The organism is Streptomyces sp. WAC 06738, from assembly GCF_003945505.1.
Classification (GTDB): Bacteria; Actinomycetota; Actinomycetes; order Streptomycetales; family Streptomycetaceae; genus Streptomyces.
In genome coordinates this window covers 5,009,830-5,023,288 of record NZ_CP029618.1, presented here as the reverse complement: position 1 = coordinate 5,023,288, position 13,459 = coordinate 5,009,830, and the positions used below count along the sequence as shown (strand labels likewise).

15 protein-coding genes are annotated in these 13,459 nt (G+C 72.2%); 2 read left to right on the top strand and 13 right to left on the bottom strand.

Features of this window, described 5'->3' with window-relative positions:
* Positions 1–47: 47 nt before the first annotated feature.
* The 3 genes from rpsI to DMB38_RS22300 form a co-directional block, all read right to left on the bottom strand.
* Positions 48–545 (bottom strand): 30S ribosomal protein S9, encoded by a 498-nt coding sequence (gene rpsI, locus DMB38_RS22310; RefSeq protein ID WP_125936658.1) that lies wholly within the window; start codon positions 543–545, stop codon positions 48–50.
* A 42-nt stretch (positions 546–587) separates the two neighbouring features.
* The gene (gene rplM / locus DMB38_RS22305) at positions 588–1,031 is read right to left on the bottom strand and encodes a 50S ribosomal protein L13 (RefSeq protein WP_027772201.1); all 444 of its coding nucleotides are present in this window, start codon (positions 1,029–1,031) and stop codon (positions 588–590) included.
* Positions 1,032–1,294: 263 nt separating this feature from the next.
* Positions 1,295–2,926 carry an ATP-binding cassette domain-containing protein gene (locus tag DMB38_RS22300; protein ID WP_125936657.1) on the bottom strand — a complete coding sequence of 544 codons (1,632 nt, stop codon included), beginning with the start codon at positions 2,924–2,926 and terminating at the stop codon, positions 1,295–1,297.
* Between the two features lie 170 nt (positions 2,927–3,096).
* Between DMB38_RS22300 and DMB38_RS22295 the strand changes: the two genes are divergently transcribed.
* Together DMB38_RS22295 and DMB38_RS22290 are read left to right on the top strand one after the other, a co-directional pair.
* Positions 3,097–3,966, top strand: a complete 870-nt coding sequence (locus DMB38_RS22295; RefSeq protein ID WP_125936656.1) for a hypothetical protein — start codon at positions 3,097–3,099, stop codon at positions 3,964–3,966.
* 85 nt (positions 3,967–4,051) lie between these two features.
* Positions 4,052–5,014, top strand: coding sequence for an NAD(P)-dependent oxidoreductase (locus tag DMB38_RS22290; protein ID WP_125936655.1), 963 nt, complete (start codon positions 4,052–4,054; stop codon positions 5,012–5,014).
* Positions 5,015–5,082: 68 nt separating this feature from the next.
* On the opposite strand, the gene DMB38_RS22285 is transcribed toward DMB38_RS22290, so the two are convergent.
* The 10 genes from DMB38_RS22285 to map form a co-directional block, all read right to left on the bottom strand.
* Positions 5,083–6,771 (bottom strand): glycoside hydrolase family 3 protein, encoded by a 1,689-nt coding sequence (locus DMB38_RS22285; protein ID WP_125936654.1) that lies wholly within the window; start codon positions 6,769–6,771, stop codon positions 5,083–5,085.
* A gap of 547 nt (positions 6,772–7,318) precedes the next feature.
* A complete protein-coding gene (gene truA, locus DMB38_RS22280; RefSeq protein WP_125936653.1) occupies positions 7,319–8,173 on the bottom strand; it encodes a tRNA pseudouridine(38-40) synthase TruA in 855 nt (284 codons plus the stop codon).
* A gap of 75 nt (positions 8,174–8,248) precedes the next feature.
* Positions 8,249–8,809 carry a 50S ribosomal protein L17 gene (rplQ, locus tag DMB38_RS22275; protein WP_125936652.1) on the bottom strand — a complete coding sequence of 187 codons (561 nt, stop codon included), beginning with the start codon at positions 8,807–8,809 and terminating at the stop codon, positions 8,249–8,251.
* 77 nt (positions 8,810–8,886) lie between these two features.
* Positions 8,887–9,909, bottom strand: a complete 1,023-nt coding sequence (locus tag DMB38_RS22270; RefSeq protein WP_018834822.1) for a DNA-directed RNA polymerase subunit alpha — start codon at positions 9,907–9,909, stop codon at positions 8,887–8,889.
* A 120-nt stretch (positions 9,910–10,029) separates the two neighbouring features.
* Positions 10,030–10,656, bottom strand: coding sequence for a 30S ribosomal protein S4 (gene rpsD / locus DMB38_RS22265; RefSeq protein WP_047017578.1), 627 nt, complete (start codon positions 10,654–10,656; stop codon positions 10,030–10,032).
* Positions 10,657–10,683: 27 nt separating this feature from the next.
* The gene (gene rpsK / locus DMB38_RS22260; protein WP_018834824.1) at positions 10,684–11,088 is read right to left on the bottom strand and encodes a 30S ribosomal protein S11; all 405 of its coding nucleotides are present in this window, start codon (positions 11,086–11,088) and stop codon (positions 10,684–10,686) included.
* A 69-nt stretch (positions 11,089–11,157) separates the two neighbouring features.
* Positions 11,158–11,538 (bottom strand): 30S ribosomal protein S13, encoded by a 381-nt coding sequence (rpsM, locus tag DMB38_RS22255; protein WP_027772208.1) that lies wholly within the window; start codon positions 11,536–11,538, stop codon positions 11,158–11,160.
* A gap of 196 nt (positions 11,539–11,734) precedes the next feature.
* Positions 11,735–11,848, bottom strand: a complete 114-nt coding sequence (gene rpmJ, locus DMB38_RS22250; protein ID WP_009740505.1) for a 50S ribosomal protein L36 — start codon at positions 11,846–11,848, stop codon at positions 11,735–11,737.
* Positions 11,849–11,906: 58 nt separating this feature from the next.
* A complete protein-coding gene (gene infA / locus DMB38_RS22245) occupies positions 11,907–12,128 on the bottom strand; it encodes a translation initiation factor IF-1 (protein WP_003948620.1) in 222 nt (73 codons plus the stop codon).
* A gap of 176 nt (positions 12,129–12,304) precedes the next feature.
* Positions 12,305–13,141: a type I methionyl aminopeptidase gene (map, locus tag DMB38_RS22240; RefSeq protein WP_125936651.1), complete on the bottom strand. Its 837-nt coding sequence runs from the start codon at positions 13,139–13,141 to the stop codon at positions 12,305–12,307.
* Between the last annotated feature and the right edge of the window lie 318 nt (positions 13,142–13,459).

Genomic DNA, 13,459 nt, shown 5'->3' with positions numbered 1-13,459 from the left:
TCTCCGGGGGCCGCCGGGGCTGAGCACAGTAGCAGTACGATGATCGATCAGCGCTTGCTGTACTGCGTTCCCTTACGGGCCTTCTTCAGACCGGCCTTCTTCCGCTCGACCGCACGGTCGTCACGGGTGAGGAAGCCGGCCTTCTTCAGCGGGCCGCGGTTGTTGTCCGCGTCCGCCTCGTTGAGCGCACGGGCCACGCCCAGGCGCAGCGCGCCGGCCTGGCCGGAGATGCCGCCGCCCGCGATGCGGGCGACGACGTCGTAACGGTCGTCCAGCTCCAGCACCTTGAAGGGCTCGTTCACTTCCTGCTGGTGCACCTTGTTCGGGAAGTAGCCCTCCAGGGTGCGGCCGTTGATCTTCCACTTGCCCGAGCCCGGGACGATGCGCACCCGGGCGATGGCGTTCTTGCGGCGGCCGGTGCCCGCGGCCGGCTGCGGGTCACCGAAGCGCGCCGCGACGGACTCGGTGGTGTAGTCCTCGGCGGGCGTCTCGGTCGTGTACTCCTCGACGTCCTCGACGGGCGCCTCAGCGGTGGTCTCAGCCACGATTCTCCTCAGCTTCTCTGTCTCTAGGGGGTGTGGCCGGGACTACTGCGCGACCTGGGTGATCTCGTACGGGACCGGCTGCTGAGCGGCGTGCGGGTGCTCGGCACCGCGGTACACCTTCAGCTTGCTGAGCATCTGACGGCCCAGGGTGTTCTTGGGCAGCATGCCGCGGACGGCCTTCTCGACGGCCTTCTCCGGGTTCTTGTCCATCAGCTCGTCGTAGCGGACGGAGCGGAGACCGCCGGGGTAGCCGGAGTGGCGGTAGGCCAGCTTCTGGGTCCGCTTGTTGCCGGAGAGGTGCACCTTGTCGGCGTTGATGATGATGACGAAGTCACCAGCGTCGACGTGAGGCGCGTACACCGGCTTGTGCTTACCACGCAGCAACTGGGCGACCTGGGAGGCCAGGCGGCCCAGAACGACGTCGGTGGCGTCGATGACGTGCCACTGACGCTGGACGTCGCCGGGCTTGGGGCTGTACGTACGCACGGTCGTAGCCTTCGCTTCTTCAGTGAGTGTTCTCTGACAAGGTCACCCGGAGATCACGACAGCAGGAGACCGCGCCGGCGACGCAAACCGACGGTGATCGCTGATCAATCGTCCTGGTGGACCAGGCGTAACGGCCTCACGCGTGAGAACGAGCAGCCAATACGCACAACAATCCAGCAGAGTACCGGGGCGCGCGGCACCAGGTCAAAACACCCCCGCCGCTCCCGACGGGCGCCGGCCCGGCCCCCGTCGGGCCCGGAAGATCAACGCCGCCGGGCCACCCGGCCCTCGTCCCAGACCGCCTCCGGCGTCTCCCGGACCCGGCCGTCCGCGCCGAAGAGCAGGAACCGGTCGAAGCTGCGCGCGAACCAGCGGTCGTGCGTCACCGCCAGCACCGTCCCCTCGTACGCCTCAAGCCCCTCCTGGAGCGCCTCCGCGCTCTCCAGGTCGAGGTTGTCCGTCGGCTCGTCGAGCAGCAGCGCCGTCGCCCCCTCCAGCTCCAGCAGCAGGATCTGGAACCGGGCCTGCTGGCCGCCGGAGAGCCGGTCGAAGGGCTGCTCCGCCGCCCGGTCCAGCTCGTACCGCCGCAGGGCCGACATCGACGCGCCCTTGTCCTTCGCGTGGTCCTTCCACAGGATGTCCAGCAGCGTGCGCCCCTGCAGCTCCGGGTGCGCGTGGGTCTGCGCGAAGTGCCCCGGCACCACGCGGGCGCCCAGCTTCCACGCCCCGCTGTGCGCCACTGCCTCTCCCGCGGGGCCCCCGGCCAGCAGCCGCAGGAAGTGCGACTTCCCCGAGCCGTTCGAGCCGAGCACCGCGACCCGCTCGCCGTAGAAGACCTCCAGCGAGAACGGGCTCATCAGCCCGCTCAGCTCCAGCTCCTCGCACGTGATCGCCCGCACCCCGGTCCGCCCGCCGCGCAGCCGCATCCGGATGTCCTGCTCCCGCGGCGGCGCCATCGGCGGGCCGGCCTCCTCGAACTTCCGCAGCCGCGTCTGCGCGGCCCGGTAGCGCGAGGCCATGTCCGAGTTGAACGCGGCCTTCTGCTTGTACATGATGACCAGCCGCTTGAGCTTCGCGTGCTCCTCGTCCCAGCGCCTGCGCAGCTCCTCGAAGCGCTCGAAGCGCTCCTTGCGCGCCTGGTGGTACGTGCCGAAGCCGCCGCCGTGCACCCACACGTCGCTGCCCGCGGGACCCGGCTCGACGCTGACGATCTTCTCCGCGCTGCGCGCCAGCAGCTCCCGGTCGTGGCTGACGAACAGCACCGTCTTCGGCGTCTCGCGGAGCTGCTGCTCCAGCCACAACTTGCCCGGCACGTCCAGATAGTTGTCCGGCTCGTCGAGCAGCAGCACCTCGTCCGTGCCGCGCAGCAGCGCCTCCAGCACCAGCCGCTTCTGCTCGCCGCCCGAGAGCGTGCGCACCTCGCGCCACTGGGCCCGCTCGTACGGCACGCCCAGGGCGGCCGTCGTGCACTTGTCCCACAGCGTCTCCGCCTCGTACCCCCGGGCCTCCGCCCAGTCGCTGAGCGCCTGCGCGTATGCGAGCTGGGCGCGCTCGTCGTCCCGCTCCATGATCGCCAGTTCGGCCTCGTCGACCGCCGCGGCCGCCGTCCTGATCCGCGGCTGGGCGACGGAGACCAGCAGGTCACGGACCGTACGCTCGTCCCGCACCGAGCCGACGAACTGCGGCATCACACCCAGCCCGCCGCCGGTCGAGATGCTGCCGCCGTGCGGCTGCAGCTCCCCGGCGAGCAGCCGCAGCAGCGTCGTCTTCCCCGCCCCGTTGGCCCCCACCAGCGCCACGGCCGCGCCCTCGCCGACGCGGAACGAGACGTCGCCGAGCAGCGGCCGCCCGTCCGGCAGGTAGTACTCCAGGTGCGCGGCCTCCAGGTGTCCCATGCACCCCATCCTCGCGGCCCGTGGCGCCCCGGCGAAACGGGTTTTCCGCGCCGTACGGGACCCGCCCGTTTCCCGTACGCCCGCGGACCGGTCCCAGGACCGCTCCCCGCGGCGCCCCACGCCCCCACGCCGCCGTCCGGGTGACGGCGGGCCCGGTTAAGATGCCCGCCATGAGCTTCGGGCAGGGGGGCGGCTACGGCGGCCCCGGGGGGCAGGGGCAGGGATCGGGCTTCGGTCCGCCGGGATCCGGCGGGCCCGCGCCCGACTGGAGCGCGCTCGCCGACTCCGCGGCCGCCGAGCGGCGCCGCAAGCGGCGGCTGTGGACGATCGTCGGCGGGGCGCTGGCCACCGTCGTGATAGCCGGCGCCGTCGCCGCGGCCGTCGTCACCACCTCCGGCGGCGACGACGATCCGTCGAGCAGCGCCTCGGAGGACCGGATATCCGGCGCGGGGAGCGAGAGCGGCAAGGGCGACCCGTCGTTCTCCTCGGTGGCTCCGCCGCCGGACCCCAAGGAGTTCATCGCCTCCGCGGACAAGGACACGGCCCCGCTCACCGTCGACAGCTTCTTCCCCAACGCGGAGATCACCGTCAGCGGCCACACGTACGAGCGCAGGGCCACCCACAACACCCGCGACTGCGCGTCCGGCGCCTCCAGCAAGCTCGGCAAGATCCTCACCGCCAACGGCTGCGACCGGCTGCTGCGCGCCACCTACACCCGCGAGGGCACCGCGGTCACCGTCGGCGTCGCCGCCTTCGCCGACGAGGGCCCGGCCGCCCGCACCGCCGAGCAGGCGAAGGGCAACCTGGAGTCGCTGCCCGGCCAGGGCGTCCCCGAGTTCTGCCGCGCCACCGCCTGCCGGCTGACGAGCAACACCCTCGGCCGCTACGCCTACTTCACCATCGCCGGCTACGCCGACGGCAAGGCCGTCACCGCCGACGACGCCCCGACGAGCGAGGCCGTACGGGACACCGGGGCGTACGTCTACCGCCGCATCATGGACCGCGGCCGGGAGCAGGCCCTGAAGTCAACCGAGCAGTAGCTCCGCCAGTCTTTCGGGCGAGGACGGCCCCCCGAACGGGGCAACGCGCGTGGTGCGCGGGCGCGCGCGGTGATCCGCTGGACCCATGAAGATCCTCGTCACCGGCGCCACGGGCGCCCTCGGCAGCCGACTCGTACCCCTGCTCAACGCGGCCGGACACACCGTCACCGGCACCACCACGAGCGAGGCGAAGACAGAGCGGCTGCGCGCGGCGGGCGCGGAGCCGGTCGTCCTCGACGTGCTCGACGCGGCCGCCGTACGCGAAGCGGTGGCGAACGCCGCCCCCGAGGTGATCGTGCACGAGGCCACCGCCCTCTCCCAGCGGACCAGCCTGAGCGCCCGCGAACTCCGCCGCCTCGACACCGCCTTCGCCACCACCAACAGGCTCCGCAGCGAGGGCACCGACAACCTGCTGACGGCGGCCGCCGAGACCGGCACCCGCCGGTTCATCGCGCAGAGCTTCGCCGGCTGGCCGTACAAGCGCGAGGGCGGCCTGATCAAGACCGAGGAAGACCCGCTCGACACCACCCCGCCCCCCGGCGCCGAGCAGAGCCTGGGCGCCATGAAGCACCTGGAGGAGGCGGTCACCAGCGCCCCCGGCATCGAGGGCATCGTCCTGCGCTACGGCGGCTTCTACGGCCCCGGCACGACGATCTATCCGGGCGGCGAGCAGGCGGAGATGGTGCGCAAGCGCCTCCTGCCGCTGGTGGGCCGCGGCGAGGGAGTGATCTCGCTGATCCACATCGACGACGCGGCGGCGGCGACGGCCGCCGCGGTGGAGCGGGGCACGCCGGGCATCTACAACATCACGGACGACGACCCCGCGGCGCAGAAGGAGTGGCTGCCGCGGCTGGCGGCGGCGATGGGCGCGCGGCCCCCGCGGCGGCTGCCGGTGTGGCTGGCGCGGCTGGCGGCGGGGAAGTGGGTGACGACGGTGATGACGGAAGGCCGGGGGGCGGCGAACGACAAGGCGAAGCGCGAGCTGGGGTGGCAGCCGGGGCACCCGACGTGGCGGGAGGGGTTCACGGAGGTGTTCGCGGCGAGGTAGGGGCGCGACGGGGGCGGGGGTCCCGCGGGAAGACCGGAAATGCCGCGGCCGGCACCCCGCCCGCCCCTTCAGTAGGGCCGAAGCCCGGCCCCGTACCGGAACAGGGGATTCGCCCCCGCCTCCCGGGAGGCGGGGGCGTCCGCCGCCCGGCGCGGCCAGGTGACCGGCAGCCGCCCGCTGAACCCGGCCCCGAAGAGCGCGTCCGTGATCCCGCGCGCCTCCGTCCCGGGCAGCCACGCCGCCACGAAGGCGTCCGTGCGCGCCAGCGCCTTCCCCAGCACCAGCGGCCGCCCGGAGTACAGGACGCCCACGCAGGTCTTCGCGCGCCCGCACACGTCGGCGAGACCGGCCTCGTTCCGCGCGCCCAGCGCCAGGGTCGCGGAGTCGCCGAACCACTCGGCGTACGGGTCCTCGCCGCCGACCCAGATCCCGACGTCGCCGCGCCCCTCGGTCGCCACCTCGATGCCGGTGCCGGCGGTGGCGGCCCGCAGCGCCTGGAGGAACGTCGTCCCCCGCGTCGTCCGCCCCGTACCGCCCTGCCAGCCGACCGACCAGCCGCCGAGCTGCCGCCCCAGGTCGTCGGCGCCGTTGCCGCCCACGACGATGCGGTACGGGCCGCGCCGCGGCAGCGGCAGCGCGCCGCGTTCGTTGCGGAGCAGCACCTGCGAGGCCCGTACGGCCTGCCGCGCGACGGCGCGGTGCCGGGGGGAGCCGACGGCGGCGGTGCGGGCGGGATCGGTGAAGGGGTGCTCGAAGAGCCCGAGGCGCTCCTTGGCCGCGAGGATGCGGCGTACGGCGTCGTCCACGCGCCGCCGGGGGATGTCCCCGCGGCGGACGCCGCCGACGAGGGCGCGGTGCACGCCGCGGTAGTCCCTGGAGACCATGACCATGTCGATGCCGGCGTTGACGGCCCGCGCGACCTGGGCGGCGAGGTTACTGCCGGGGAGCTGCTGCACGGCGTCGTAGTCGCTGACGACGAAGCCGCGGAAGCCGAGTTCGCCCTTGAGCACGCCGGTGAGGAGCCGCCGGTCGCCGTGGGTCTTCGTGCCGTGGAGGCTGCTGTAACTGGCCATGACGGAGCCGACGCCGGCGGCGACGGCGTCGCGGTACGGGGCGAGGTGCACGCGGCGCAGCTCGGCTTCCGTGACGCGTACGTCGCCCTGGTCGAGGAGCCGGCCCTCGCCGGTGGCGGTGCCGTAGGCGGTGCCGCCGTCGCCGAGGTAGTGCTTGGCGGTGGCGAGCACGGAACGGGGGCCGAGGGCGGGCCCCTGGAACCCGCGCACGGAGGCGGCGCCGAGCGTCCCGACGAGGGCGGGATCCTCGGCGTACCCCTCGTAGGTGCGCCCCCACCGCACGTCCTGCGGCACGCACACGCACGGCGTGAACGCCCACCGCACCCCGGCGCCGAGCGTCTCGTCCCGCGCGACGCGCTCGGCGCGGCGGACGAGAGCGGGGTCGCGGGTGGCGCCCATGCCGATGTGGTGCGGGAAGATCACGGACCCGGTGGTACCGCTCATGCCGTGCACGGCGTCGGCACCGTAGAGCAGCGGAATGCGCAGCCTGCTGCGCAGGGCGGCCCGCTGATACCCGTCGACCATCCGGGCCCACGCGTCGGCGCCGTCGCGTGGGCCGCGGGGCCCGCCGTCGTCGCCGGCGCTGAGCATGGCGCCGATGCCGAGACGGGCGAGGTCGCGGGGGTCGCCGAGGAAGGCGTTCTGCACCTGGATCATCTGCCCGGCCTTCTCGGGGAGGGTCATGTGACGCAGGCAGTCGACTCCGCGACAGGGGGCGGGGGGCCGGGCGTCGGGGGCGAGGGAGGAGGGGCCGGCGCAGGCGGCGAGGAGAAGAAGGCAACAGAGCCCGGCGAGAAAACGCATGCCCCCACCCAACCCATGCCGGGGGCGCGAGGGTCCCAGGGACACGGGGCGGCGGGCACGGGTCACCCGGCGGGGGGCGGAATGGCGAAGGGGGCTGGACGCCGTCAGCACAGCCGGGCGGACGAGGGAGCACGGAGGGGCCGGGGCGAAGCCCTGGGTTTCGGGGGTGGCCGAGAGATCGGCGACCGGCATCCATGCCCCCGGCCCCCGTGACTCAGGGGGCCCGGGGGCGAAGCCCCCAGAGTGCGCAAGCACACGCGGGGGCCCGGGGGCGAAGCCCCGGTTTCGGGAAGGGGCGGGATCGGGGACAGACCCCCACCCAGCCCCGCCCGGTGTCCCGGCCCGCTCCGGCCCGCCCGCGACCCCGCAGCCGCGCCGCGGGGGGTCCGGGGGCCGAGCCCCCGGAGTCGGGGTGGGGGACAGACCGCTAGACCCCGCCCAGGGTGCGGAGGCGGCGGGAGGCCGTGTTGCGGGCTGCCAGGGCCTCGTCCGCCGGGTAGCCCACCTCCTCCAGCGTCAGCCCGTGCGGCCGCACGACCTGCACCGCCGAGTCCCGTACCGCCGCCCCCAGCACCCGCCCCACCCACTCCGGCTCCCGGTGCCCGTCGCCGACGAAAAGCATCGCCCCGACCAGCGCCCGCACCATGTTGTGGCAGAAGGCGTCCGCCTTCACCGTCGCCTCCAGCACCCCGTCCGCCCGCCGCGCCCACCGCAGGTCCAGCAACCGCCGGATCGTCGTCGCCCCCTCCCGGCGCTTGCAGAAGGCCGCGAAGTCGTGTTCCCCGAGCAGCAGCTCCGCCGCCGCGTTCATCGCGGCGGCGTCGAGCGGCCGGTTGTGCCACAGCACGTGGCCGCGGAGCAGCGGATCGACGCCGCCGGGGTCGTCGCCGACGCGGTACGCGTACCGGCGCCAGATCGCCGAGAACCGGGCGTTGAAGTGCGGCGGCGCGGCGGTCACCCGCCAGACCCGGACATCGTGCGGCAGCCGCCCCGCCAGCCGCCGCAGCAGCAGTTCTCCCCGCTCCCCCTGCGCCGCCCACACCGGCTCCGGCAGGTCGACGTGCGCCACCTGCCCCCGCGCGTGCACCCCCGCGTCCGTACGCCCCGCCACCGTCAGCTCGTACGGCACGGGCGCCCGCAGGACGACGCGCAGCGCCGTCTCCAGCTCCTCCTGCACCGTCCGCTGCCCCTCGCGCTGCCGCGCCCAGCCGGAGAAGCCGCTCCCGTCGTACGACAGGTCCAGCCGCACCCGTACGAAGCCGGCCGCCACCTCGTCACTCACTGCCCTGTTCCTCCCAGCGCGACGGGCCCGCTCCCCCGGAGGGAAACGGGCCCGTCGTCATGCACGAAACGCGTGTCAGGCGTTCTTGGCGTCCTTGCCCTCGGCGGACTCGGCAGCCTCGCCGGCCTCGGACTCCGCGGCCCCGGCCTCGGTGGCGTCCGCCGCCTCGGCGGCCTCCGTGTCCTTCTTCAGACCGGCCGCCGCCTCCTCGCCCGCCACGTCCTTCGCGGAGCGCTTCGTCGCCGCCTCGGCCTCGCCGACCGCTTCCTGCTGCACGGTCAGCGCCTCGACCAGCTCGATCACAGCCATCTTGGCGTTGTCGCCGCGACGGTTGCCGATCTTGGTGATCCGGGTGTAGCCGCCCGGGCGGTTGTCGTACCGCGGGCCGATCTCGGTGAAGAGCGTGTGGACCACGCTCTTGTCCGAGATGAGCTGCATGACCTGGCGGCGGTTGTGAAGGTCGCCCTTCTTCGCCTTGGTCACCAGCCGCTCGGCGTACGGACGCAGCCTGCGGGCCTTGGCCTCGGTCGTGGTGATGCGACCGTGCTCGAAGAGAGCGGTGGCCAGGTTCCGCAGCATGGCGCGCTCGTGCGCCGCGCCGCCGCCCAGTCGGGCGCCCTTGGTGGGCTTCGGCATGGTGTTTCTCCTTTACCGCACCGGCCGTGTCAGGTACCGGTGATCGGGGTCCGGGGGGCGTCGCGCCCCCCGGGACATCAGTACTGCTCGGTCTCGACGAAGCCGGCGTCGGCGTCGTCGTCGGCACCGAAGGTGTCGGCGGCCGAGGTGGGGTCGAATCCGGGCGGGCTGTCCTTCAGGGCCAGGCCCATGCCGGCCAGCTTCGCCTTGACCTCGTCGATCGACTTGGCGCCGAAGTTGCGGATGTCGAGGAGGTCCGCCTCGGAGCGGGCCACCAGCTCGCCCACCGAGTGGATGCCCTCGCGCTTGAGGCAGTTGTACGAGCGGACCGTGAGCTCCAGCTCCTCGATCGGCAGCGCCAGGTCCGCGGCCAGGGCGGCGTCCGTGGGGGACGGGCCCATGTCGATGCCCTCGGCGTCGATGTTCAGCTCGCGCGCCAGGCCGAAGAGCTCGACCAGGGTCTTGCCGGCGGAGGCCACCGCGTCGCGGGGGCGCATGCACGGCTTGGACTCGATGTCGACGATCAGCTTGTCGAAGTCCGTGCGCTGCTCGACACGGGTCGCCTCGACCTTGTAGCTGACCTTGAGTACCGGCGAGTAGATGGAGTCGACCGGGATCCGGCCGATCTCCTGGCCGACCTGCTTGTTCTGCACGGCGGAGACGTAGCCGCGGCCGCGCTCGACGGTCAGCTCCATCTCCAGCTTGCCCTTGCCGTTGAGCGTGGCCAGGACCAGGTCCGGGTTGTGCACCTCGACGCCGGCCGGCGGGGCGATGTCGGCGGCGGTCACCACGCCCGGGCCCTGCTTGCGCAGGTACATCACGACGGGCTCGTCGTGCTCGGAGGAGATGACGAGCTGCTTGATGTTGAGGATGAGGTCGGTGACGTCCTCCTTGACGCCCGGCACGGTGGTGAACTCGTGCAGAACGCCGTCGATCCGGATGTTGGTGACCGCGGCACCCGGGATCGAGGAGAGGAGCGTACGGCGGAGGGAGTTGCCGAGGGTGTAGCCGAAGCCGGGCTCCAGCGGCTCGATGACGAACCGGGAGCGGTACTCCTCGACGACCTCTTCGGTGAGTGAGGGACGCTGAGCGATCAGCATGTGTGTGTTTCCTTCAGTCGTGGGCGCCCGCTATTTGACGCCCGCTGTACCGACCAGGGTACGGGCGGCACGACGCAAACGCGCCATACCGCCCGTACCTGCGAGCTTCCGCCCGAAGACTTACTTCGAGTAGAGCTCGACGATGAGCTGCTCCTGCACCTGGGTGTCGATCACCTGGCGCTCGGGCAGGCTGTGCACGAGGATCCGCAGCTTCGACGGGATCGCCTCCAGCCAGGCCGGGACGGTCCTGTCGCCGGCCTCCGCCTGCGCCACCGCGAAGGGGGTCAGGTTCCTGGAGGACTCGCGGACCTCGATGATGTCGCTCGGCACGACGCGGGCCGACGGAATGTCGGTCTTGCGCCCGTTGACCGTGATGTGGCCGTGCCGGACGAGCTGGCGGGCGTGGTCGCGGGACTTGGCGAAGCCGGCCCGGTAGACCACGTTGTCCAGCCGCGTCTCGAGGATGCGCAGCAGGTTCTCGCCGGTCTTGCCGGACTGCCGGTTCGCCTCGTTGTAGTAACCGCGGAACTGCTTCTCCAGCACCCCGTAGATGCGCGCGCACTTCTGCTTCTCGCGCTTCTGCAGCAGGTACTCGCTGTCCTTGGTGCGCCCGCGCCCGTGCTCACCCGGGGGGTAAGGACGGATCTCGATCGGGCACTTAGCGCTCTCGCACTTGGCTCCCTTGAGGAAGAGCTTCTGCTTCTCCCGACGGCAACGCTTGCAGTCGGCCCCGGTGTAACGCGCCATGTCTTGTCGTCTCCTACTTCGCTTTTCTCAGACCCGGCGGCGCTTCGGCGGGCGGCAGCCGTTGTGCGGGGTGGGCGTGACGTCCTGGATGGACCCGACCTCGAGGCCGGTGGCCTGGAGGGAGCGGATCGCGGTCTCACGGCCGGAGCCGGGACCCTTCACGAAGACGTCGACCTTGCGCATGCCGTGCTCCTGGGCACGGCGCGCGGCGGACTCGGCGGCCATCTGGGCGGCGAAGGGCGTCGACTTGCGCGAGCCCTTGAAGCCGACATGGCCGGCGGAGGCCCACGAGATCACGTTCCCGGACGGGTCGGTGATCGAGATGATCGTGTTGTTGAACGTGCTCTTGATGTGAGCGTGGCCATGGGCCACGTTCTTCTTTTCCTTGCGGCGGACCTTCTTGGCCCCTGCCGCTCGGCTCTTCGGAGGCATTCGGTGTTATCTCCCGTGGAGGTGGTCGGTCCTGCAGCGATGCGGGCGCACGGAGCGGACCGCTGCGGACTACTTCTTGCCCGGCTTCTTCTTGCCGGCGATGGCGCGACGCGGACCCTTGCGGGTGCGGGCATTGGTGGAGGTGCGCTGACCGTGGACGGGCAGTCCGCGGCGGTGCCGCAGGCCCTGGTAGCAGCCGATCTCGACCTTGCGCCGGATGTCCGCCTGGATCTCGCGGCGGAGGTCACCCTCGGTCCTGAGGTTGTTGTCCACGAACTCGCGGATCTTGACGAGCTCTTCCTCGGTCAGATCGCGGACGCGGGTGTCGGGGTTCACCCCGGTCGCGGCCAGCGTCTGCTGGGAGAGCGTCCGGCCGATGCCGAACACGTAGGTGAGGGCGACCTCCACGCGCTTCTCGCGCGGGATGTCGACACCTGCAACGCGTGCCATTGAAGGCTCCTGTGTCTTGTCGGAGGTCTTCCGCAGCACCGTTCCCGTATTTCGCTACGAGCCGGGTCCCCGGCCTCCGAGCCGGGGGTTTCGTCCCACACACGTTCGTGGGGGTCGGGTGACTGCTTCTTTACTTGTTCGCTTGTTGCGTCGCGCGATGAGCTGCGAGCGGTGCGAGGCGTTCGGTCGGCGTACGTCAGCCCTGGCGCTGCTTGTGGCGCAGGTTTTCGCAGATGACCATGACCCTGCCGTGGCGGCGGATCACCTTGCACTTGTCGCAGATCTTCTTGACGCTCGGCTTGACCTTCATGTGTCTGGAGGTTCTCCGGGTCGGTGCCCCGCCCCACGGGAGCGGGACGAAGCAAGATCTACTTGTAGCGGTAGACGATCCGTCCGCGCGTCAGGTCGTACGGAGACAGCTCCACCACGACCCTGTCGTCGGGAAGGATACGGATGTAGTGCATCCGCATCTTGCCGCTGATGTGCGCGAGGACCTGGTGCCCGTTCTGGAGCTCCACCTTGAACATCGCGTTCGGCAGAGACTCGACGACGGTGCCCTCGATCTCGATGGCCCCTTGTTTTTTGGCCATGCTTGAGCGCTTCACCTTCCGGATTCGGCTACCTGGATGGTCCTGGGCACACGGGTGCACGGGGACCGACGAGTCAGTCTACGCGACCGCACCAGAAAGGCGAAATCGGGAGTGTGCCCGCTCCGCAAGATCGTTAAGCCCCCGGCGAACCGGGCGCCCCCGCGCGCGCCGCCGCCTCAGGCCAGCGGGTCCGGGGCCGCCGTGATCCCGTACGCCGCGAGCTTCTCGCGGCCGCCGTCCGGGGCGGTCAGCACCAGCGGGCCGGCCTCGGTGAGGGCCACGGAGTGCTCCCAGTGGCTCGACCAGCTTCCGTCGTCCGTCTTGACCGTCCACTCGTCGGCCAGCACGTGCGTGCGCGGGGTGCCGAGGCTGACCATCGGCTCGATGGCGATGCAGAAGCCCGGGACGAGCTTGGGGCCGCGGCCGCGGCGCCTGTCGACGTAGTTCAGCAGGTGCGGGTCCATGTGCATCTGCGAGCCGATGCCGTGGCCGCCGTAGTCCTCGACGATGCCGTACTTGCCGGCGGCCGGGCGCGGCTGGCGGCGGATGTAGCCCTCGATGGCCGCGGAGATGTCCACCAGCCGGTTGCCCTTGCGGACGGCCGCGATGCCGGCCCACATGGACTCCTCGGTCACCCGGCTCAGCTCGTGCAGCTCCGCCTTGTGCCCGGAGCCGACGAAGGCCGTGATGGCGGCGTCCGCGTGCCAGCCGTCGACGATGGCGCCGGCGTCGATGGAGATCACGTCGCCCTCGCGCAGCACGGTCTCGCGGTCGGGGATGCCGTGGACGACGACGTCGTTGACCGACGTGCAGATGTTGCCGGGGAAGCCCCCGTACCCCAGGAAGTTCGGCTTGGCGCCGTGGTCGGCGAGGACCTTGGCGGCGATCTCGTCGAGGTCCTTCGTGGTGGCCCCGGGTACGGCGGCGGCGGCGCACGCCTGGTGCATGGCCGCGACGACGAGGCCGGCGGCCCGCATCTTGGCGATCTGTTCCGGGGTCTTGATCTCCACCATGACGGCTGCTGCCTCCTGGGCCGGCGAGGGACGTCTCCCCCGTCCACGATACGTGCCCGCCGCGGGCCGCCGGGCGGGGGCCGGTGCGGTGGGCGTAGAGGGGTCGTACAGGGGTCGTACGGGCCCGTGGCGCAAGGAACGTACGCCCAAGGGGCCACGGGCCGCGCGGGGGTCCGTACGGGCCGTGGAAGCGCGTCAGCCGGCCCCCGCGGGCGGGCGGGGACCGGCTGGATGTTCCGCGGCTGCTACGGGCGGCTCAGGACCGGTCCGCCGGCACCTAGGGGCTGTCGCCAATCTCGCGCCTGCGGCGCCTGGCAC